This window comes from Pelomicrobium sp. P1 (assembly GCF_052805615.1).
Map to the genome: position 1 here is coordinate 299,255 of NZ_JBRBEM010000002.1, position 20,921 is coordinate 320,175.

The following is a 20,921-nucleotide window of genomic DNA, read 5'->3' on the forward strand; positions in this document are numbered from 1 at the left end:
CGGAGCCGGCCCGGCCTGCCTGCCGGGCCGTGGACGGGCCGGGGTGGGGATGGGCCCCCTCCCCTTCAAGGGGAGGGCCGGGGTGGGGATGGGTTTCGATCGCCGTCACCACGATAGTGGCCATCACACGAATTCCTTCAACTCCGCCGTCACATCCTCCGGCGTGCGCTGGTCCAGGTAAATGCGACCCCAGATCTCCAGATTGAGAAGCGCCAGCAACAGGTCCGTGTAGTCCTCCCGGTTCGCCGCGTGATCGGCCACGATCCGGCGCAGCACCGGGTAATTGAGGAGACCCCGGCGCGCCACCGCCTCCTCGGATAGCACGCTCTCCAGCAGCCCCGCCAGGGATCCTTTCAGCCAGGCCCCCATGGGGGTGCCGAAGCCGCGCTTGCCGCGCTGGAGCACGTCCAGGGGCAGCAGGTCGGAAAGGGCGATCTTCATCAGACGCTTGAGTTCACCCTTGCGCACCTTGATCGCCTCGGGCATGCGGGCGGCGAGCTCCACCAGCTCGTGGTCGAGGAGCGGCACCCGGCATTCCAGGGAGGTGGCCATGCTCATCTTGTCGGTGAGCAGCAGCAGGTCGTCGGGGAGCTGGGTCTCGGCGTCCACCACCAGCATGCGGTTCAGACTGTCGTCGCTCGAAGCGGCGGCGAAGGCCCGGTCGAGGGCATCGTCCCCATCGAAGCTCATGCCGGAGAGCTCAGCGAGCATCTCGGGCGCGGCGATTTGTACGTAGGAACGGTAGCGCTCTTCGAAGGTAAGCTCGGCGCTGGCGAGGAAGCGCTTAGCAAGCCGCATAGCGTTCAAGGCGCCCGAGTGCCGGTCGCTGGGAAGCACGCGGCCGGCCCGCACCGCGGAGCGACGCAGCCACCCGGGCAGGCGCTCGAAGCGGGCGGCGAAGTGGTTGCCCAGGTAGCGGCGATAGCCGCCGAAGAGCTCGTCGCCCCCCACACCGGAGAGGATTACGGTGACTTCCCGCCGGGCGAATTCCGACACCAGGTAGGTGGTGAGGAAGGCGCTGTCGGCGATGGGCTCGTCCATGTGCCACAAGAGCCGCGGCAGGAGGGCCGCCACGTCGGGCTTGACCAGGATCTCGTGGTGGTCGGTGCCGAAGAGGCGCGCCACCCGCTGGGCGTGGGGCAGTTCGTTGTAATAGTCGTCGGCGGCGCTGCCCTCGAAACCGATGGAATAGGTCTTGACCGGGGCGTCGGCCGCGCGGCTCATGTAGCCCACCACGGCGCTCGAGTCGAGACCGCCGGAGAGAAAAGCGCCGATGGGCACATCGCTCACCATCTGCATGCGCACCGACCGCTCCATCTGCTCGCGCACCGCGGCGACCCACTCGGCCTCCGACATTTCCCGGTCGATCTCCTCGGGGATGCGCCAGTAGCGGCGCTCTTCCAGGCGGCCGTTCTCGGCCACCAGCAACGTGGCGGGCGGGAGCTTGCGGATGCCCTCGAACAGGCAGTGGGGCGCGGGCACGTAACCCCATTGCAGGTATTCCGCCAGGGCGGAGCGATCGACGCGGGGGGAAAAGCCCGGAGCCGCCAGGATGGACTTGGCTTCCGAGGCGAACGCGAGCCGCCGCCCGTTCAGCGCGTAGTAGAGGGGCTTGATGCCTAGGCGATCGCGCCCGATCAGGAGCCGCCGCCGCGGCGCGTCCCACAGGGCGAAGCCGAACATGCCGTTCAGGTGCTGGAGGAAATCGTCCCCGTATTCCGCGTAGGCGTGGAGGATCACCTCGCTGTCGGAGCCGGTGAGGAAGCGGTGGCCCCGGGCGGAGAGGGCTTGCCGCAGCTCCCGGAAGTTGTAGATCTCTCCGTTGCATACCAGCCAGAGGGTGCGGTCCCGGTTGGCGAGGGGCTGGTGGCCGCCGGCGAGATCGATGATGGACAGGCGCCGCATGCCGATGGCGCAGGGGCCGTCGTGGTGCAGGCCTTCGTCGTCCGGCCCACGATGGACGATCACCCGGCCCATGGGGGAGACCTGCCCCGGGTCGGCGGGGGAGTCGTCCAGATGGAGCACGCCGTAAATGCCGCACATGGCCCGACCTAATTCCTTGTCTTTTCAGCCGCCAATAAAGTTTTGTAGGGTGCGTGGAGCGAAGCGAAACGCACCGCCGCGGCGAGGTCGATACCTCCGGGCGGTGCGCTGAAGCGCACCCTACGGCTACTGGATCGCCCTCTCCCCTGTCCCCTCTCCACACGGGAGAGGGGGGCCGAGAGGCGCGCTCTCTTCTTCCTACCAGTCATATTCGGTGAAATAAGGCCTTGTCTTATTCGTGAACATTCGTGTCCATTTGTGGCTGAATAGCGATTTCCGGGTCTGACCCATTCACCGTCCGGCGATAACGGGAATCTTGGCGTCCCGCTTCGCTAGCACCCGTTCGTACACGGCCGCGTATCGCGCTACGCTGCGGGCCCAGGTGCGCTCTTCCTCCACGAACTTTCGTCCCGCCCGCTTGAGCGTCTCCCATCGTTGAGGTTCTTCCAGCAACCGCTCGATGGCCTGGGCCAGGGCTCCCACGTCGCCCGCGGGGAAGAGGATGCCTGTGCGCCCGTCCTGGATCAGCTCGCGGTGGCCCCCCACGTCGGAGGCCACCACCAGCTTCCCCTGGGCCAGGGCTTCCAGGGGTTTCAACGGCGTCACCAGCTCGGTCAACCGTATGGAGCGCCGGGGATAAACCAGGATGTCGACGAGATCGTAGTAGCGGCTGACTTCCGCATGGGGCACGCGCCCGGCGAAGATCACCCGGCCCATGAGGCCCAACGCCTGCGCTTGGCGCTTGAGCGCTTCTTCCTGAAAGCCGCCGCCCACCAGCAGGAGCTTGAGGGCCCCGTGGCGCGGCGCGAGCAGGGCCATGGCGTCGATCAGGAGATCCAAGCCCTCGTAGGCGTAGAAGGAACCGGCGAAGCCGAGCACTGTTGCGCCCTCCAGCCCCAGGGCGGCGGCCAGGGCTGGGTCCCGGGGCCGCCCGGCGCCGAACTGGGCCGGATTCACTCCGTTGGGGATCACGGTGATTCTCTCCTCCGGGATGCCCCGGGCGGCGATGTCCCGCCGCAACCCTTCGCACAGGGTGGTAACGTGGTCGGCCCGGCGCAGGGCGAAGGTCTCCAGGGCCCGGGACAGCCGGTAGCGCGCGCTCCCTTCGGTGGTGGTGCCGTGATCCACGGCGGCATCTTCCCATGACGCCCGCATCTCATAGACCACGGGGACGCCGCGGCGGCGCCCCACCCACAAAGCGGGAAGCGCGTTGAGCACGGGCGAGTGGGCGTGCAGCACGTCGGGCGCAAGCCGCGCCGTGAGGGCGTCCAGCCGCCGGGCCGTGGCCAGCATGCAGGCAAAGGGTTCAAGGAGGGTTCCCCTGGCCCAGAAACGGTTGCTTACCGGGGTACGGTAGAAGTGCCAGCCGTCCACCTGCTCCTCGTCCGCCGCGCAGGGGCCTTGCTTGGGGGAGGTCAGGTGAAAGGTCTTCCAGCCCAGGGCTTGGGCTTCCCGCAGGATCGCCAGGGTGCGAAAGGCGTACCCGCTGTGCAGGGGGGCCGAATGGTCCAGGAGGTGGAGGACGCGCAGGCTCATGCCGCCACGGTCTCCCGCCGCTGGGCGGTTTCCTGGCCCAGGGTATGGCGCAGGAATGCCTCGAACATGAGCAGCGTCCACAGGGGCGCGCTGTGGTCCGACCGTCCGGATTCGTGGGCCTCTACCAGTTGGCGCAGGAACGCGGGGTTGAACAGGCCGGTTTGCGCCAGGGCGTCGCCCAGGAGCGCCCGGCGCACCCTTTCCCGCAAGGGGCCGCGGAACCAGCGGGCGAGGGGCACGGCGAAGCCCATCTTGGGCCGGTAGAGGATTTCCTGCGGCAGCTTCGGCTCCATTGCCTTCTTGAGCAGGAACTTGCCTTCGCCGCCGCGCACCTTGAAGGTGGAGGGCAGGGTCGCGAGCCACTCCACCAGGGGATGGTCCATCAGGGGCTCGCGCACCTCCAGGGAATGGGCCATGCTGGCTCGGTCCACCTTGGTGTTGATGTCGCCCACGAGATAGGTCTTCAGATCCAGGTACTGTACCAGGGCGAGGGGGTCCTCCCGGTTGGCGCGGCGGGCGTGGCGCTCGAACACCTCGAAGGCGTTGTAGCCGCCGAGCTCGGCGCGGAACGCGGGGCTGTAAAGCTCGCGCCGCATGGAATCGCGCAGGATCGACACGCCCTGGAAGTACGCCTCCACCGAGCTTCTTGCGAGAGCCTCGAAGGTGCTCTTCGCCCGCAGGAACCGGGGCGCCCAGTCAGCTTTCGGATAGACGCGCCCGAGGAGCCCGAAGACGGACCGCCGTAGGGCAAGCGGCAGGGACGCCCTCAGCTTTTCTTCCCTCATGTGGAGCCGGTAGCGCCGGTAGCCGCCGAAGCTCTCGTCGCCGCCGTCCCCCGACAGGGCTACGGTCACGTGGCGGCGGGCGAGCTGGCATACCCGGTAGGTGGGGATCGCCGAGCTGTCGGCGTAGGGTTCGTCGTAGACGCGGGCGAGCTCGTCCAGGAGATCGAAATCGTCCACGTCCACCGGGTGGACGAAGTGCTCGGTGCCCAGCCGCTCCGCCACCAGCGCCGCGTAGCGGGACTCGTCGAAGGCCGGATCGGAAAAGGCGATGGAGCAGGTGCGTACCGGCTCCTGGGCGACCGCTGCCATGGTGGCCACCACCGCGCTGGAATCCACGCCGCCGGAGAGGAAGGCCCCCAGGGGCACCTCGGCGATCAGGCGCAACCGCACCGACTCCTCCAGCCGCGCCAGCAGCTCGGCCCGGGCGTCGGCCTCCGGGATGGGGTTGTCCAGGGTGAAGGCGACATCCCAATACTCCCGGGGTGCCGGAAGCGCTTCCCCGCGGCGCACGGTGAGGGTGTGGCCCGGGGGCAGCTTCAGCGCCTGCTTGAAGATGGTGCGCGGCTCCGGGACGTACCCGAGGGCGAAATACTCCTCCACGGCGCAAGGATCCAGGGTCCGGCTCAACCCCCCGTGGGCTAGCAGGCTCTTGAGTTCCGAGCCGACCAGCAGCAGCCCGTCGGGCAGGAGCGCGTAATGCAAGGGTTTCACTCCGAGCCGGTCCCGGGCGAGGAACAGGGTCTCCCGATTGCGATCCCAGAGGGCGAAGGCGAACATGCCCCGCAGCCGCTCCACGCAGGCCTCGCCCCAGGCCTCCCAGGCATGAACGATGACTTCGGTGTCGCTGCGGGTGCGGAACGCATGCCCCAGGCGCGTGAGTTCGGGGATGAGGGACTGGTAGTTGTAGATCTCGCCGTTGAACACCACGGCGACGCTCCCGTCTTCGTTGAACAGGGGTTGCTGGCCGGTGGCGAGGTCGATGATGGAAAGCCGCCGGTGGCCTAGGGCGAGGCCCGGCTCCAGGTGCACGGCCCCTTCGTCGGGACCCCGGTGGCGCTGGACCTCGTTCATGCGCGCCACCGCCTCCCGGGGGATGTCCCGGCGCCCCCGTGTGTCGAAGATGGCCACCAGCCCGCACATGGGTCACCGCCCCGGGGTGGGGCTCGCGGTGGCCGCGCCCCGTTCGCCGCGCCGCGCCGAAGCCAAGGCCTCGTAGACCTCCTGGTAGCGGGCCACCATCTGGGCCAGGCTGAACTGCCGCACCACCCGGCTGCGCCCGGCGGTGCCGTGGCGCCGGGCCACCTCCGGGTGATGGAAGTAGTCCAGAATCCGGGACGCCAGGGCCTCGGGGTCTGCGGGCGGGACGAGCCGCCCGGTCATGCCGTCGGCCACCAGCTCCCCGTTGCCGCCCACCCGGGTGGCGATCACCGGCAGCCCCGAGGCCATTGCCTCCAGGATGGTGTTGGAGATGCCCTCCGCCAGGGAGGGCAGGGCGAAGCAATGGAAGCCCCGCAGGAGCTCCGCCACGTCGGAGCGCTCCCCTGGCATCCACGCGAGATGGGCGACGCCCGCCTCCTCCAGGATCCGCCGGGTGGCCTCCCGCAGGGGGCCGTCGCCGACGAGGGCAAGCCGCAGCCGCTCGCGCGCGCCCGGGCTGCGCTCCAGGGCCCGCACGAAAGCCCGGGCCAGGGTGGGCTGGTCCTTGACCGTCTCCAAGCGGCCCACCGTGCCCACCACCCAGAGCCCGGGATCGTGGAAGGGATAGCCCTCGATCAACACCGGCGCCTCCTTGGCTGGACGGAAGCGCTCCGTGTCCACCCCGTTGTAGATCTGCAGGACCCGCTCCTTACCGATGCCCACGGCATCGGTGAGATAGCGCTCCAGATGCTGGGACAGGGCGATGTAGCGATGGACGAAGGGCGAGAACAACTGGCGCATGCGCCGGTAGCGGCCGTTGGTTCCGTCCAGATCCTGGGCGCCCCAGCCGTGCTCGCCGTGGATCCGGGCGGGCACCCCGGCGGCCCAGGCGGGAACCACGGCCTCCAGGGCGGCCAGGTTGCGGGTGTGGACGATGGCGGGCTTGAGCTCGCGAAAGAGCCGGTAGAGCCGGGGGTAGAGGCGCAAGGCATGGCCGGGGCTCTTTTGCAGGGCCACGAAGACCACGTCCTTGCGGGCGACGCGGCGGCGGAACTCCTCGGAAACGTCGGTCAGGGACACGACGCCGTGGCGAAACGCCTCTTCGGGCATGCGGTTGATGAGGTTCACCACCCCGTTTTCCAGCCCGCCCACGGCGAAGCGGTACACCACGTGCAGGATCAGAGGACGTTCGGCCCGGGCACTCATGGGCGGCCTCCTCCGGCGGCGCGCTCGAGCAGGTCGTCGATGGCGGGGGCCATGTCGGCGACGAACCGCTTGAGGGTTCGTTCGGCCGCTTCCCGGTCGTCTTCGACCGGGGTATAGACCACCACCAGGGCGGAATCGTCCCCCCGTCCCTGGAGCTTCAGCCAGGCTAGGTAGAGCTTGGCCAGGTGATCGACGGCAGTAAGCCGGCCATCGACCCAGTACCACTGGTAGACGAGGAACCGCTGGCCGGGGCCCGCCAGCAAGGCGGATTTCGCCTGGAGCGGCTCCCCTTTCCAGGCGAGTCGGGCCGTCCCGCCGCTCACCTGCCGCCAGCTCTGGTCGCTGGTCTTGACTAGGGCGTTCAACGAGCTCACCAGCTCGGCGCCCTGGCGCTGATCCCGGTAGTAGGCGAGGTAGAGCCCGACGGCAGCGCCGTCCCGCTGGAATGCGGCGTTGAGCTCGGCCCGGGGTGACTCGAACGCCGGCTTCCAGGGAGTGAAAGGTGCAGCGGGCTGCCAAGGCCCGGCGAGATCGCTCGCCGCCAGCGCGGGCGGCGGGGCGTTGCGGGGCGCGTCCAGGGCCGCCAGGGCCGCCGGCCACAGGCTCCCGATGGAGAGGGCGAAGGCGGCGGCGATGAGCAGCGACCCCGTGGCGGTGGACGCCCCCGCTGGTCCAGCGGGCGCCGCGGCAGGGGGGGCTTGCTCCGGCGGGTCGCGCCAGAAGTAGCCGATCCAGAAGGTCAGGGTTATCACCACGCCGAAAAACAGCCATCCGTAGATCAGATGGTCCACCCCGGCCGCCAGCTTGTTGCCGGAGAGATGGCCGATCATGACGATCAGATAGGCCCGCAGCCAGTTGGCGACCACCGGCACCGCCAGGGAGACGGCGACGAAGGCCAGCCGTTTCAGGGGCTTGCGGTAGACCAGGTAGGCGTAGAGGCAGCCCACCATGAAGCTGGCGATGAGGTAGCGTACCCCGCTGCAGGCCTCCACCACCGACCAGGCGCCGGTGGGAATGAGGAAGAAGTTGCCTTCCCGGTATACCGGGACGCCGGATGCGCGCAGGGCGGCGATGGTGACGTCGGCGGTCACGTTCATCATGGCCGGCACGAGAAACTCCCCCGCCGGCACGGCGAAGAGCAGAAAGGCGAGGGGGAAGACGATGCGCCGGGCGATCCCCAGGCCCAGGACCGCGACGAGGGCGGCCTGGAGCATGAGCACCAGGGCGAAATGGGTGACCCCGATCACGCTGGCCAGCTCTCCTAGGAGCCAGCCGAATCCCGCCAGCGCCACGCCCGCCAGGGCGGGGTAGAAGGGCCGCGGCACCTGTCCCGTCAGCCGGTGCCGGTCGCGCCACACGAGCCACAGGGCAATGGGCGCCACCAGGAAGCCGTGGGCGAAGGTCTCCGAGCGGTACCAGATGGACACCAGGTCGCGAAGCGTGTCGAAGTAAAGCAGCAGCAGTCCGACCATCACTGCGGCGGCCACCAGGACGGCGATCCCGCTCGTTCCGAAAGGCCAGGGGAAGCCCTGCCCGAAAAGCCCGGAACGCCCCGTCCCGGGAGGCGGGTCCGGCGCGGCGACGAAGGGGTCGGTTTCTACTTTCATTCCGGACTACCCTAGATGGCGCACGATGCGGGGCCCCAGCGCGTTGGCCACCCCAAGGGGCAGGCGCCGCCAGAGGGCGATGAAAGCCCGGTACTTGGGGTTGAGGGGATTGTGCTGGGGAATGGCGGTTCCCCGGTACAGGCAGTACTCGTAATGGAGGGGCGAGGGCTCGAACCCCCAGTGGCGCTTGAAGTCGTAGGACCCGGTGCCCCGCTTGCTCCTGCCGTAATCGAAGACCCGCACGCCCCGCTCGCATGCGCGCCGCATGAGCTCCCAGTACTTGAAATCGTTGGCCGCCAGCTCCCGGGCGCTGGCGTCGTCCCCGGCGTAATAGGGCAAGACCTCGTCCCGAAAATAGAAGGAGAGCACGCTGGAAAGGGGACGGCCCGCGGGGTCCACCACGGTGAGCACCTCGCAGTCGCCGCCGAAAGCCTGCTGGAGGGCCCGGAAGTAATCCTGGGGCAGGGCCGGCGTGCCGTGGCGGTGCACGTTGTCCGCGTAAAGGCGGAAGAAGCGGTCCACCGTGGCGTCGATCTCGCTGCTCAAGCCCGCCTTGATGCCTTTGCGCACCATGGCCCGCTGCTTGCGGGGAACCGCGTTCAGGTTCACTTCGGGTTCCGGAGCCAAGGTCTTGCGGAAGGTCACGTAGAGATCCTGGCGCGGCCAGGCGGGCTCCCGCGGCTCCCGATGGCGCAGCTCCAGGTGATCCACGCCCAGGTCCCGGCCCAGGGCGCGGGCGGCCTCGATGAGGGCGCGCCGGGCGCCCTCGCGGACCGCGGCGACGCCTCCGTACGCGCAGAAAGGCAGAGAGGTCAGGCGGTGGCCGAAGAGGAGGCTCTTCATTTCCGCCAGGGGCAGCACGCCCACCACCTCGCCGCCCTCCTCGGCCAGGAGGTAATGGGTGCGATGGCCGAAGACGCCCTCGATCACCTCTTTCCACTCGATGCGATGGAAAAAGGTCGCCTCCGGGCAGCCGGCCACGAAAGCGGACCAGCGGGCCCGATCCGCGTCCCCGTAGCGTCGCACGGCGATGCCGGCTGCCTTCTGCCGCGGGACGAGTACGCGCTCGATGCCCCCCATGCCTCAGTCCTTGAGAAACACCCGGTCCACCCGGTCCCAGGCGAAATCGTCGAGCAGGCGCTTGAGCCGCCGTTCGGTGCGGGCGAGGTTCAAGTAATGGCGGAAACGGGCCTTCAGCGCCACCCCGGGGACCCGGGGCTGTTCCGGGTCCAGCTCCCAGGGATGGAAATAGAACACGGCGGGCATGCCGTCCACCCGGTTCACGCGCCGGAGGAAGGCCCGGGACACCGCGTAGGGAAAGAGGCGGAAATAGCCGCCGCCCCCCGCCGGCAGGTTGGCGTTCCACAGCCGCGCCGTGGTCACGGGCACCTCCAGGAGCCCCGGTCGGGGCGAGTAAGGGAAGCGGGGCGCCTCGGGCATGCCATAGTGGTCGTGGCGCACCGGATAGACGCTGGAGCTGTAGCGGTAGCCGGCTTCCAGCACGCAGTCGAAGGCCCAGGAGTTGTGCCGGTTGAAGGAAAAGCTGGGGGCCCGGTAGCCTTTCACCGGCTGGCCGGTGATGTCTTCCAGGAGGGACTTCGCCCGTCGGATGTCCTCCAGGAACGCCGCGGGCGGCTGATCCCCCGCTCGCCGGTGGCCATGGCCGTGGCTCGCCACTTCGTGCCCCGCCTCGGCGATCGCTTTCACCAGGCGGGGATAGCGCTCCGCCACCCAGCCCAGGACGAAGAATGTAGCCCGCGCCCTGGCCCCCGCGAGGAGGGTGAGCACTCGCTCCACGTTGCGTTCCACCCGGCAGGGAAACCGCTCCCAGGCGTCCCGGTGGATCTGGGGCTCGAAGGCCGACACATGAAAGTAGTCCTCCACGTCGATGGACATGGCGTTGACCACGGTGGAACCGTCGGCCCTGGGAAGACCATCGGTCAAGGGAAGGCCGTCGGCCACGGGAAAGCCGTCGGCCGTGGGCCGGGGTGCGGGATCCGGCCTCATGGCGAAACCCGGGTCAAGGGCCCTTCAGCCGGCCGGCGGGCGAGCCACCCGGCGAGATGGGCGGCGATGCGCTCCGCGGCGTGGCCATCCCAGCCTTCGGGTCGTCGTCCCTTCTTTCCCCGCCCGGCCAGGATGGCCTCCACTAGGGAGAGGATCAGCCCCCGGTTGCGGCCCACCAGAGTGTTGGTGCCCTGCTCCACCGTGATGGGACGCTCGGTGTTGTCCCGTAGGGTCAGGCAAGGAACCGACAGGGCGGTGGTCTCCTCCTGCACCCCGCCGGAATCGGTGAGCACCACCCGGGCTGCGCCCAAGAGGCCCAGCATCTCCAGGTAACCCGCCGGGGGGAGCAGGGCGATGGAGGGGGTGGCGAAGCGGGCAGCGAGGCCGAAGCGCTCCAGGTTGGCGCGGGTGCGCGGATGAACGGGCCAAACCAGGGGCAAGCGCTCGCTTACCGCCTTCAGGATCTCTACCGTTTCGGCCAGCGCTTCGGGCTCGTCCACGTTGGAGGGACGGTGCAAAGTGACCAGCCCGAAGCCCCGCTCGTCGATGGAAAAGCCGGCCTTGCCCAAGGTGGACGCCGCTGGCACTGCATGGGGCAGATGGCACAGCAGGGAATCGATCATGACGTTGCCCACGAAGTGGATCTTCTCTGGCTCCACACCTTCCCGGGCCAGGTTCTCCGCCGCCGCGGGCTCGGTGGTGTAGAGCACCTCGGCGAGCTGATCGGTCAGGAGCCGGTTGATCTCCTCCGGCATGGTGCGGTCGAAGCTGCGCAAGCCCGCCTCCACGTGGACCACGGGCACCGCCTTTTTCACCGCCACCAGGCTGCAGGCCAGGGTGGAGTTGACGTCACCCACCACCACCACGCAGCTCGGTGCGTAGTTGTCCACCACCGGCTCGAAGCGGCGCATGATTTCCGCGGTCTGCAGCGCGTGGCTGCCCGAGCCCACCTCCAGGTTCACGTCGGGGGGCGGCAGCCCCAGGTCGCGGAACAACTGGTCGTTCATGAGCCAGTCGTAGTGCTGTCCCGTGTGCACCAGCACTGCGCCGGGCAGATCCCCCCGGGCGGAAAAGGCGCCGAGCAGAGGCGCCATCTTCATGTAATTGGGGCGCGCCCCCACCACGCACAGGATGGGTCCCTGCTTGCCGTCCGCAGCGCCCATCAGCCTCGCTCCCTCTGCCTGGCTGCGGGCTTCGCCCCCGGCGCGCCGGAACTTTCCTTGCGCACCAGCTCGCTCAACAGGTCCAGCACCGTGAACATGGCCCGCTCCAGCCGCAGCAGCCGTTGCTGCAGGCTCACCGGGTCCATGCCTTCGGAGCTGCCCAGGCCACCGGCTAGCTCCAGGCCTTCCCCGGGCCCGAGGCTGTCGGCCGGGCTCCCCTGTCCTGCCCCGGCCGCCGCTTTAGGGGCCGCCCGCTCCCTGGTGGCCCCCTGCTCGGCTGGCGCCGGGGCGCCCTCGTCCTGGGACACGGCCAGGTCCAGGCCGCCCTCGTCCTTCATCTCCGCGGTCACCGCGCGCACGTCCTCCCCGCGGAAGACGTGCTTTTCCGCCAGATAGCCAGCGAGGAGCAGGCGGTTGCACAGCGTGTTGATGCGCCGGGGAACGCCGCCGGTGGCGCCGTAGATCTCGTCCATGGCCTCGGCGTCGAACTGGGGATCGCCTACCCATCCCACCCGCGCCAGGCGGTGCTCGATGTAACCCTGGGTTTCCTGGCGGTCCATGGGACCCAGGTGGTAGGAGGCGATCACCCGCTGGCGCAACTGCTTCATGCGGGCGCTGCGCATCACTTCCCGCAGCTCGGGTTGCCCCACCAGCACGCTTTGCAGCAGGGCGTGGTTACCGAGCTGAAAGTTGGACAGCATGCGCAGCTCCTCCACCGCCCGGGGGCTCAAGTTCTGGGCCTCGTCCACGATCAGCAAGGCCCGCTTGTGCCGCGGCACCAGGGCGGTGAGGTAGGCCTCGATCTCGGCCAGCAGCTCCGCCTTGTGGGGCGCCTTCACCGGGATGCCGAAGGCGGTGGCCACTGCCCGCAGCAGGTTTTCCGCGTCGAGCTGGGTGCTCACGAGCTGGGCCGCCACCACTTTCTGCCGGTCGAGCTGCTCCAGGAGGCTGCGGATCAGAGTGGTCTTGCCCGTGCCGATCTCGCCGGTGATGACGATGAAGCCTTCCCCCTGGTACATGCCGTATTTGAGATAGGCGAGGGCGCTCTTGTGGCCGCGGCTCGCGTAGAGGAAAGCGGGGTCCGGGTTGAGCTGGAAGGGCTTGCCTTTCAGCCCGTAGAAGGCTTCGTACATGGCTCAGAAGCGGTGGTCGAGGCCGACGAATACCGCGAACTCGTTGTAGTTGTTGAACAGAGGATCGTCGGAGTCGAACTGCTGGTACCGGGCGCCGGCCAACCCCCGGGTTTTGGGGGCGAGCTGGGTGGAATAGGTGAGCCGCACGCTGTTCTGCTCGGAATCGGGGCGGCTGCCCGCAAGGGTTTGCTCGCGCTTGGTGCGGGTGTGGGAGAGCAGCAGGTTCACGTTACTCAAGCGGGTCAGCCGCAGGGTGTAGGAAATCGACGCCCCGATCTGGGTGAACGGCTGGTCCACCAACAGGAGTTCCGGAGGCAAGGTCGCATTGGTCGTGGAGACCGGCTCGTTGTCACTATAGAAGACCGAAAAGACAACGGTGTTACGCGCTCCGTTGATGGCGGCGGAGGCCTCGTAGCGCTCCCGCAGGAAGATCCGCTGGGTGAAAAAGCGCAGCGGCGTATTGAGGAAAAGAGGAATCTGGTTCTCCTGCAGGAACTGGACCACGGCGTTGAAGCGCTCCACCGGGTCCGGGATGCGCGCGGCGAAGATGGCGTCCAAAAGCAGCGGCGTGAAGCCGGGCTGCAGGGTGAAGAGTTCCTGGGGGAAGTCGCTGATGTCGCGGGAGGCCGAGAGCCGCCACGCGGTGAGCCGGGTGCGGTGGGTGAGGTTGGCCCCGAAAGAGCTGCCGAAGAAGCGCTCCTCCCAGAAGCCGTTCACCGCCGTTCGCGGGGTCGGGCGCCAATCGAGGCCGGCGCCGTAGATGGCGCCCTCCTGATCAGTGAGCCCGAAATCGTTCTGCTCGTAGCCGCCCCGGGCTTCTACGCGGAAGGTGGGAACGACCTGGTAGGTGACGATCAGGCGTCCCAGGTTGTTGGTAAACGTTTGCTGGTCTTCGAACTTGGTCTCCTCGCGAAACGCTTCGGCGCTCCAGCCGATACGCCGGGTTGGCGCCGAGAGGCGCCCCAGCCACTTGGTGCGCCGGGCGTTGGCGAGGCTCTCCCGATCGGTGTCGGTCCACGTGGTCTCGTAGCGGCCGAGGTAGTCGATGTTGCCCACCGTCCGGCCCTGGATATAGGGCGAAACCCGCAGCCTGCGGGTCTCGATGCGATTATCGGTGTCGAGGCCCACGTCCCCGGGCTGGGGGCCGAAAGGGGAGACGAACTCCTGGGAGATGTCGGCGTTGGCGTCGATGAAAAAAAAGTTCTCGATGGCCTCCAGCTTGGCGGAGGAGGCGAGCTCGTGGGCGATGCGGCTGCGGGAGGTCTGATTCACGTAATACAGCAGCCGGGGAGAGTAGTCGGCGGAAAGCTTGAGCCGCCCCCCCTCTCCCCGGATACCGATGCGGGGCCGCACTTCGGTGTAGAGGTCGCCCTCCTCCCGACCGCTGGGAGCAAGGTTCACGTTATCGGTGTAGGTTGCCCGCGCTGACACCCCGCTTTCCAGCCTCCAGTCGGCGCCGTGGGCGGCGGCGGCGAGGAGGCCGAGCGCCGCCCCCAGTACGAGCCCGCCGCAATGGCTAACATGCCGCTGGAAAGCTACCCCTCCTCCTCGGGGAGGAAAGCCCGCCCCCTCCCCTGCAAGGGGGCGGAGCGGGGGTTTCGCAGAGCACTGCTCTGGGCTCGCAGAGCCGGCCCGGCCTGCCTGCCGGGCCGTGGGCGGGCTGGGGTGGGGATGGGCTCCCTCCCCTTCAAGGGGAGGGTTGGGGTGGGGATGGGTTCCCTCCCCTTCAAGGGGAGGGTTGGGGTGGGGATGGGTTCCCTCCCCTTCAAGGGGAGGGTTGGGGTGGGGATGAGTTTTCATGCTCGCCGCCAGACCCCACCTCCATCCTGTCCTTCCCCAAAAGGTGAGGCATCGACTAAGCGCCAGTGTCCAGCTTGAGAGACAGTCCCAGGGCCGTAGGGTGCATTGAGCGAAGCGAAACGCACCGAACCAGGGACGGCGACCACTCGAAAAGCGCTGCGCTGAAGCGCACCCGATAGCTTTCCCGTTGCGGATGGACATGGAGGCGAAGACCGCGGTCAGCCGGCGCAAGGGCGTCAATCCGAAAACTGCTGGCGATAGCCGTAGTAGGAGCCGACCTCCGACTCGAATGCCTTGTTCAACACCGTCATGACCACTGGGCAGGGCTCCAGGGTCTCCAGGGCCTGCTGCACCGTGGCGTGGGTGGTGCGGTCCGCCTCCACCACCAGCACGATCTGGCCCATGTAGGTGGCGAGCACCCGCGCCTCCGGAGTGGCAAGCAGGGGCGGCGAGTCGAAGACGATGACGCGGTCGCTGTAGCGGTAGGCCATCTCGTTCAGCAGGGTCCGCATGGCCTCGCTTGCCAGGAGCTCGGTGGCGTGGGGGTGCCGGCGCCCCGCCAGCAGCAGGGACAGGCGTTCCACATTGGTGCGCAACAACGCCTCCGAGGGATCCAGGCCGGGATTGCTCAGCAGATCCAGCAGGCCGGGACCGGAATGCCGCACCCCCAGAATGGCCGGCAGCGACCGGCCGGCCACGTCCGTGTCCACCAGGAGCACGTAGGTATCCCGTTCCATGGCCATGCTCATGGCGAGGTTCACGGCCACGAAGCTTTTCCCTTCCCCGGGAACCGCGCTCGCCACCATGATCAGGTTGCCCCGCTCCACCGGCGCGGCGGAGCCGCCCCGGGCGTTCTGGAGCAGGGGCCACTTGATGACCCGGAACTCGTCCGAGAGCTTGGACTGGGGCATGTCGGGTACCACCATGCCGGCGGCCCGCATCCGTCCCAGATCGATCTCCACCCGGCGGCTGATCTGGCCCTGGGGCGCCTCCAGGGGATGGGAAAAGCCTTCGCGGCCGGCGCCCCGGTCCAGGTCGGGCGCCGGGTGGCCTATGGAGCCCAACGCGGGCTCGGCGCCGGTCAAACCGTCGGGCACCTGGATGCCCGACTTCTTGAGCTGTTCGAGCCGCTTGGCGGCTTGTTCGATGATACTCACGGAGGCGGCCTCACAGCAGAGGGGTTTTGGTCAAGGTGAACAGGATGCCCACGGCATAGCAGGCCACCAGCCCGGCGAGCCCGGCGGCGAAGGCCCCGATGCGGCGCCGGCGCTGGCGGGTGAGGGCCGGGCTCGGCAGCAGGGAAATGGTGCCGAGCACCGGCCGCCGGGTGACCTCCCGCAGCGTGCGGCTGTCGTGGAACGTGGGGAAGAGCTGGCTCACCAGGAAGCTCGCCAAGAGGCCCGCGCCGAGGGAGCCGGCGAAAACGACGGGCAGCAGCAGGGACCGGTTCGGCGCCACGGGCTTCGATTCGGCCCGGGGCGGGTCGATGACCCGGAATTCCCCGATTCCGCCCGAGCCCTGGAGCTCCTTGGACATGGCGGCCTGCTCCCGCCGGGCCACCAGGTTTTCGTAGGCGCGTTTTTCCACTTCGTAGTCCCGGTTCAGGCGCGCCAGCTCCGCCTCCATCTGGGGGATGAGGGCCTGCCTTTCCTGGAGCTGCCGGTAGCGCGCCTCGTAGTTGGCGACCCGGGCGCGCAGGGCCGCCACGTTGGCCTCGGCCGCCGCGAGGGACACCTTGATCTGCTGGTAGACGGGGTTGCGGTCGGCCGAGCCCATCGTCCCAGGACCCCCTCCGCTCGCGCGCCGCGCCTCGAGGATCTCTTTCCTCTCCTTTTCCAGCTCGGCGATGATGCGCCTGGTGTTCTGCACGTCCGGGTGCCGGTCCGTGTACCGGCGCAGCAGCTCGTCCAGGGCTTGCTTCAGGGTGGCCAGGCGCGCGTCGATCTCGGGCACCGCGCCCGTCTCCGCGGGCACGGCGGCTCCCGCATCGGGCAGGAACACCGGTTCTTCGCCGGCGAGCTCCCGCTTGAGGGCGTCCCGGGATTCCTCGGCCGCGCGCAGCTCCACCCGGGCCCGGGCCAGCTCCTCGCTCAAGGCGGTGAGCTGGCTGATGTAGTCCCGGTCGCCGCCCGCGCCCAGTCCCATGTACTTGAGGCGAAACTCCTTGAGCCGGTTCTCTGCGTCCTGCAGGCGCTTTTCGTAGATCGCGATCTGCTCGTTGATGAACTTCTCCGCCTGCTCCGCGTCGCTGCGCTTGTTCCCCAGGCTGGATTCCAGGAAGATGGAAAGGAGCGCCTGGACTACCCGCTTGGCCTGCTCCGGGTTGGTGTCCCGGTAGGAGATGGTGTAGAGATTGTCCTCTCGGCGGGCGGCCCGGATCTGCAGGCTGCTCATCATCCGGTCGATCAGCTTTTCCCGCTCCTGGGGCGACTTGATTCCCAGGTCGCTGTCGGTCATGCGCACCAGCTTCTCCACGTTGGGCCGGCTAATGAGGATCCGGCTCAGGATGGAGAGCTCCTCCGCCAGATTGCGCTGCACGGCGATGCCCGTCATTAGGGGCCGCAGCACCGAATCGGTGTCCACGTAGACCCGGGCCGAAGCCTCGTACCGGTCCGGGATCGAATAGACGACGAGCGCGCCCACGGCGCCCACCAGCCACGCCACCGCCAGTCCGTACCAGCGGCGGTGCCACATGCCGCGGGCCATGTCACGAAGCTGCTTGACCAGATGTTCCACCGTCTTCTCCGATGCCTTCCGGCGGGCTGCGCGACGCTACGGGGTCCGCCCCAGGCGGCTAGCAAGCTGCTGAAAAAACGCCCTCTCCCCTCAGAACCAGCTCTGGGGAATGACCAGCACGTCGCCCGGCTTCACTTCCACGTTGGCGGACACGTCCCCGTCCTTCAGCAGATCGTTCAGGCGCACGCTATACTGCTTGTTCCCTTCCGAGGTGCGCAGGATGATGGCCCGGTTGCCGTCGGCGAACTCGGTGACCCCGCCCACGGCGATCATGACGTCGAGCAGGGTCATCTTCTGGCGGTAGGGCAGCACCTGGGGCTTGGCCGCTTCGCCGATCACCCGGATCTGCTCGCTGAACGGGCCGATGAAGCCCGTCACCATCACCGTCACCACGGGATCGCGCACGTATTTGGAAAGCGCTTTTTCGATGTCCCGGGCGAGGGTGGTGGAGTCCTTGCCGATGGCCACCAGGTCCTCCGCCAGGGGCACGGTGATCTTGCCGTCCGGGCGCACGGTCACGGTGGTGGACAGGTCGGGGTTGCGCCACACCACCACGTTGAGGGTGTCGAGCGGCCCGATGATGTAGTTGTACTCCGGCGTGGCCGCCGTGGCCGGCGCGGGGGGCAAGTCGGACCGAGCGGCGCAGCCGCCGAGCAAAGCGGCCCATGCCAGCGTGATCCCGAGCAGGCGCCCATAGCGAAGAATGCCGGACGGATCGAACGAGCCCATAACCCACCTCTTGTTAATGGTTGCAGTGGACGGATTACGCCGCTATTTTAGCCCGGACGGATCTTTCCTGATCCACCCTGTCACGCCCGCAAGCCGCGGCGGCCGGGCAGAAAGCCTGTGCGTTTCCGAGCTTAGGCGAAGCGCCGCCGTCTGCCAAGGGGCCCAAGAAAAAGTAACATTCATTTAAATTTTGCGCTTGACATTCGACTATCAGCAGACTTTCTCCCGCAACATCGGCTGGGTGACCGCGGCCGAGCAGGCGCGGCTGCGGGGCTGCCGGGTCGCCATCGCCGGCCTCGGAGGGGTGGGGGGCGTCCATCTCGTCACCCTGGCGCGGCTGGGGATCGGCCGCTTCAGCCTGGCAGAGAGGGATGTCTTCGAGCCCGCCAACTTCAACCGCCAGCTCGGCGCCGGGGTGAGCACCGTCGGCCGGGCCAAACTGGAGGTGCTCTCGAGCCTCGCCCGGGACATCAACCCGGAGGTGGACATCCGGACGCTTCCCGATGGGGTCACCCGGGACAACGTGGGCGAATTCCTGCGGGAGGTGGATCTCTATGTGGACGGGCTGGACTTCTTCGCCTTCGAGGCGCGACGCCTGGTGTTCGCCGAGTGCGCGAGGCGCCGGATCCCGGCCGTCACCGTGGCGCCTCTGGGGATGGGGGCGGCGCTGCTCAACTTCCTGCCCGGGGGAATGACGTTCGAGGAGTATTTCCGCTGGAAGGGTTGTTCCGAGGAGGAAATGGCGCTTCGCTTTCTCATCGGGCTGGCGCCAGCCATGCTCCATCGGGCCTATCTGGTGGAGCCCGTCGCCGTGGACCTGGCGGCGGGGCGGGGCCCCTCCACAGCCATGGCCTGCCAGCTTTGCGCCGGCATCGCCGCCACCGAGGCGCTCAAGATCCTCCTGGGCCGGGGGCCCGTGCTCGCCGCGCCCCGCGGCATGCAGTTCGACGCCTACCGCAACCGGGTGGTCCACACCTGGCGCCCGTTCGGCAACCGCAACCCCCTGCAGCGGCTCGCCCTAATGATCGCCCGGCGTTTATTGGCGAAACGGTCTTAGGTTTCGTCGCTGACGCTTCGCCCATCACGCGCTCGCCCGCGGTTTGCGGGCGATCACGTCGTAGGTATTGCCCGAGATCTGTTCCTGCAAGATCTCGAAGCCTGCCACAAGCATCCGCCGGCGCACGTCCTGGGGCTCGTAGGGGGAAAAAAGAATCCCTTTGCCCATGCCCCAGGCGTTGATTTTGTTGGCGATCCAACGCAGCGGCCGCGGGCCCCGCGGGTAGAGCAGGACGTTCGCCGCGAGCCTGCCCCCCGGTTTGAGCACCCGGAAAACCTCCCGCAGGCCCGCGTCCACGTCCGGGAAGCAGTGGAGCGCGTTGGCGATATTGGCCGTGTCGAAGCGATCGTCCGGAAAGGGCATCGCGGCGACGTCCGCCAGATGGAGTTCCACATGAGGCTTTCCTGCAAAGCGCTTGATGGCCCCCGCCAGCATGGGCTCGGCGTAGTCGATTCCTACGACCCGAACTTCGGGAAGGCCCTTCCATTTGCGCCATCGCAGCACCAGTTCGGTCAGAGTGCCGGAGCCCACCGCCACCTCGAGGTGCTCCGGGCCCATGTTCTGTCCAAACAGGCGGAGTTGCGCCGTCAGCGTGCTCCGGTAAGCGAAGGTCAGAATGAAAAACCCGCGGACGTCGTACCACCAGGGAGGTGAAGAATAGGCTTGGGCGATTTTCTCCAAGGTCTTCTCGTGCTCGGACCGACTTGCTCCCATGGTTTGCCTCCCATCGATGGCATGCGGGTGCCTGGCGGGCTGTCGGGCATTTTTACAGGGCCGGCTACCCTGATCGCCTTCGGTCCCTGTTGGGGGTGCCTGTACCCAGATCCGCCTTTTCCCTCTCGTGCCCTTTTCGAGGCGGGCACGGGAGGGCTCATTGGGGGCCGCAGCCTTGAGGATCGCCCCGTCCGGGCTGAGATTATGGGTGAGCGTGAACGCTGCGCCAAAGGCTTTGTGGAAGTACCTCTGTAGAAATTGTCGGGGAAATTTACATTCCAGCTGAAGCACGGGAAGAGGCGGCCTTCACAGGATTGTTTTTTAAGCTTGTTTTCGGCCTGGCACGATCGGTGCTAAGTATCCGGGCAGGATTGCGGGATTTGCCTTCTTAAACGGATAAACGGAGAAAGATCATGGAAAAACTTCTGAGCAAGGCGCTGGCTACGACCGCGGTGGCCCTGGGGTTTGGCTTGGCCAGCCTGCCCGCGAGCGCCGTGGGGCTCTTCAACGAATTCACGATCGATGAAGGAGGCGTGCCCGGAAGCAGTTCGGTGACCTTCGTGGCCGACAAGATAAACGGCGCGTATACCGAAAAGATTACCTTCGACGGTATGGGCGGATTCGACGCGGCCGCCTTTGCTGACTTCGGCCAATATTTCGCGAACGATGGGACGACGCTGATCACGATTTCCCAGCTAAACACGAACTATGGACTGTACGCCCTGTTCGAGTCCTCGGGAACGGTCACCCCGCTCGGCCCCCCGTTTCCTGCGGGTTCGGCAATTTTTACCGGCACGTCCGGCGGGTTTAGCCTCTTCCTCGACCCCGACCAAAATACCACCAAGACTCTGGGGGCCACCGGGAGCGATCCCATCACGCTGGCGAATAATGCCGACGATATTCTGATCGCCTTTGCCACCGACCTGACCTCCGCCACCGGCACGCTGGTGGCCGGCGTTGGCGGATTCTTCGATCTGGTCTTTAACGACTTTACCCTCACCCCTGCCGGCGCGTCGTATTTCGTTGCACCGAGCCCCTTCTACTTCCGGGTCAACGTGGACGGGGACTTCGACAGCTTCTCCATCACGGGCACCCAAACGGTTACCGGCGACGTGAGCGCGGTGTTCGTGCCGGAGCCCGGGACCCTCGCCCTGGTCGGCATCAGTCTGCTGGGTCTGGGGGGATTGAGCCGGATTCGTCGGGCCCGCGCGTAAGCCTTCTCTTGAGACTTAACGCATCGGGTTAGCCAGCCAAGCCCCGGCCGCCAA

At 67.7% G+C, this 20,921-nt stretch carries 16 protein-coding genes; 2 read left to right on the plus strand and 14 right to left on the minus strand.

Translation table 11 applies throughout. From position 1 onward, the window contains the following. Nucleotides 1-123 precede the first annotated feature (123 nt). The 13 genes from asnB to ACUVYZ_RS03625 all read right to left on the minus strand — a co-directional run bounded on the left by asnB (nucleotide 124) and on the right by ACUVYZ_RS03625 (nucleotide 17,882). Nucleotides 124-2,043 carry an asparagine synthase (glutamine-hydrolyzing) gene (asnB, locus tag ACUVYZ_RS03565; RefSeq protein ID WP_439933062.1) on the minus strand — a complete coding sequence of 640 codons (1,920 nt, stop codon included), beginning with the start codon at nucleotides 2,041-2,043 and terminating at the stop codon, nucleotides 124-126. 291 nt (nucleotides 2,044-2,334) lie between these two features. After that, nucleotides 2,335-3,573, minus strand: coding sequence for a TIGR04063 family PEP-CTERM/XrtA system glycosyltransferase (locus ACUVYZ_RS03570; protein WP_439933100.1), 1,239 nt, complete (start codon nucleotides 3,571-3,573; stop codon nucleotides 2,335-2,337). A 2-nt stretch (nucleotides 3,574-3,575) separates the two neighbouring features. Continuing rightward, on the minus strand, nucleotides 3,576-5,504 hold the full coding sequence (locus tag ACUVYZ_RS03575; RefSeq protein WP_439933063.1) for an XrtA/PEP-CTERM system amidotransferase: 1,929 nt from the start codon (nucleotides 5,502-5,504) through the stop codon (nucleotides 3,576-3,578). 3 nt (nucleotides 5,505-5,507) lie between these two features. Further along, a complete protein-coding gene (locus ACUVYZ_RS03580) occupies nucleotides 5,508-6,707 on the minus strand; it encodes a TIGR03088 family PEP-CTERM/XrtA system glycosyltransferase (protein ID WP_439933064.1) in 1,200 nt (399 codons plus the stop codon). Beyond that, nucleotides 6,704-8,314 carry an exosortase A gene (gene xrtA, locus ACUVYZ_RS03585; RefSeq protein ID WP_439933065.1) on the minus strand — a complete coding sequence of 537 codons (1,611 nt, stop codon included), beginning with the start codon at nucleotides 8,312-8,314 and terminating at the stop codon, nucleotides 6,704-6,706. The genes ACUVYZ_RS03580 and xrtA overlap by 4 nt, the downstream gene beginning before the upstream one ends. A 6-nt stretch (nucleotides 8,315-8,320) precedes the next feature. Continuing rightward, entirely contained in the window at nucleotides 8,321-9,394 is a 1,074-nt protein-coding gene (locus tag ACUVYZ_RS03590; protein WP_439933066.1) for a FemAB family XrtA/PEP-CTERM system-associated protein, read from the minus strand. 3 nt (nucleotides 9,395-9,397) lie between these two features. Beyond that, complete coding sequence (locus tag ACUVYZ_RS03595; RefSeq protein WP_439933101.1) at nucleotides 9,398-10,210, minus strand: XrtA system polysaccharide deacetylase; 813 nt, start codon at nucleotides 10,208-10,210, stop codon at nucleotides 9,398-9,400. Between the two features lie 107 nt (nucleotides 10,211-10,317). Next, nucleotides 10,318-11,484, minus strand: coding sequence for a non-hydrolyzing UDP-N-acetylglucosamine 2-epimerase (wecB, locus tag ACUVYZ_RS03600; protein ID WP_439933067.1), 1,167 nt, complete (start codon nucleotides 11,482-11,484; stop codon nucleotides 10,318-10,320). Continuing rightward, entirely contained in the window at nucleotides 11,484-12,617 is a 1,134-nt protein-coding gene (locus tag ACUVYZ_RS03605; protein WP_439933068.1) for an XrtA/PEP-CTERM system-associated ATPase, read from the minus strand. Before ACUVYZ_RS03605 ends, wecB begins: the two co-directional genes overlap by 1 nt. A 3-nt stretch (nucleotides 12,618-12,620) precedes the next feature. Continuing rightward, nucleotides 12,621-14,618 carry a TIGR03016 family PEP-CTERM system-associated outer membrane protein gene (locus tag ACUVYZ_RS03610; RefSeq protein WP_439933102.1) on the minus strand — a complete coding sequence of 666 codons (1,998 nt, stop codon included), beginning with the start codon at nucleotides 14,616-14,618 and terminating at the stop codon, nucleotides 12,621-12,623. A gap of 35 nt (nucleotides 14,619-14,653) precedes the next feature. Beyond that, entirely contained in the window at nucleotides 14,654-15,574 is a 921-nt protein-coding gene (locus ACUVYZ_RS03615) for an XrtA-associated tyrosine autokinase (RefSeq protein ID WP_439933069.1), read from the minus strand. Nucleotides 15,575-15,584: 10 nt separating this feature from the next. Then, nucleotides 15,585-17,153 (minus strand): XrtA system polysaccharide chain length determinant, encoded by a 1,569-nt coding sequence (locus tag ACUVYZ_RS03620; RefSeq protein WP_439933070.1) that lies wholly within the window; start codon nucleotides 17,151-17,153, stop codon nucleotides 15,585-15,587. Nucleotides 17,154-17,243: 90 nt separating this feature from the next. Beyond that, complete coding sequence (locus ACUVYZ_RS03625) at nucleotides 17,244-17,882, minus strand: XrtA/PEP-CTERM system exopolysaccharide export protein (RefSeq protein WP_439933071.1); 639 nt, start codon at nucleotides 17,880-17,882, stop codon at nucleotides 17,244-17,246. A 190-nt stretch (nucleotides 17,883-18,072) separates the two neighbouring features. Here ACUVYZ_RS03625 and ACUVYZ_RS03630 point away from each other — a divergent pair, with 190 nt between their 5' ends. After that, nucleotides 18,073-18,939, plus strand: coding sequence for a ThiF family adenylyltransferase (locus ACUVYZ_RS03630; RefSeq protein ID WP_439933072.1), 867 nt, complete (start codon nucleotides 18,073-18,075; stop codon nucleotides 18,937-18,939). 24 nt (nucleotides 18,940-18,963) lie between these two features. Here ACUVYZ_RS03630 and ACUVYZ_RS03635 read toward each other — a convergent pair whose 3' ends face one another. Then, nucleotides 18,964-19,653, minus strand: a complete 690-nt coding sequence (locus ACUVYZ_RS03635) for a class I SAM-dependent methyltransferase (RefSeq protein ID WP_439933073.1) — start codon at nucleotides 19,651-19,653, stop codon at nucleotides 18,964-18,966. A 413-nt stretch (nucleotides 19,654-20,066) separates the two neighbouring features. Between ACUVYZ_RS03635 and pepA the strand changes: the two genes are divergently transcribed. Then, entirely contained in the window at nucleotides 20,067-20,867 is an 801-nt protein-coding gene (pepA, locus tag ACUVYZ_RS03640; RefSeq protein ID WP_439933074.1) for a flocculation-associated PEP-CTERM protein PepA, read from the plus strand. The last annotated feature ends 54 nt before the right edge of the window (nucleotides 20,868-20,921 follow it).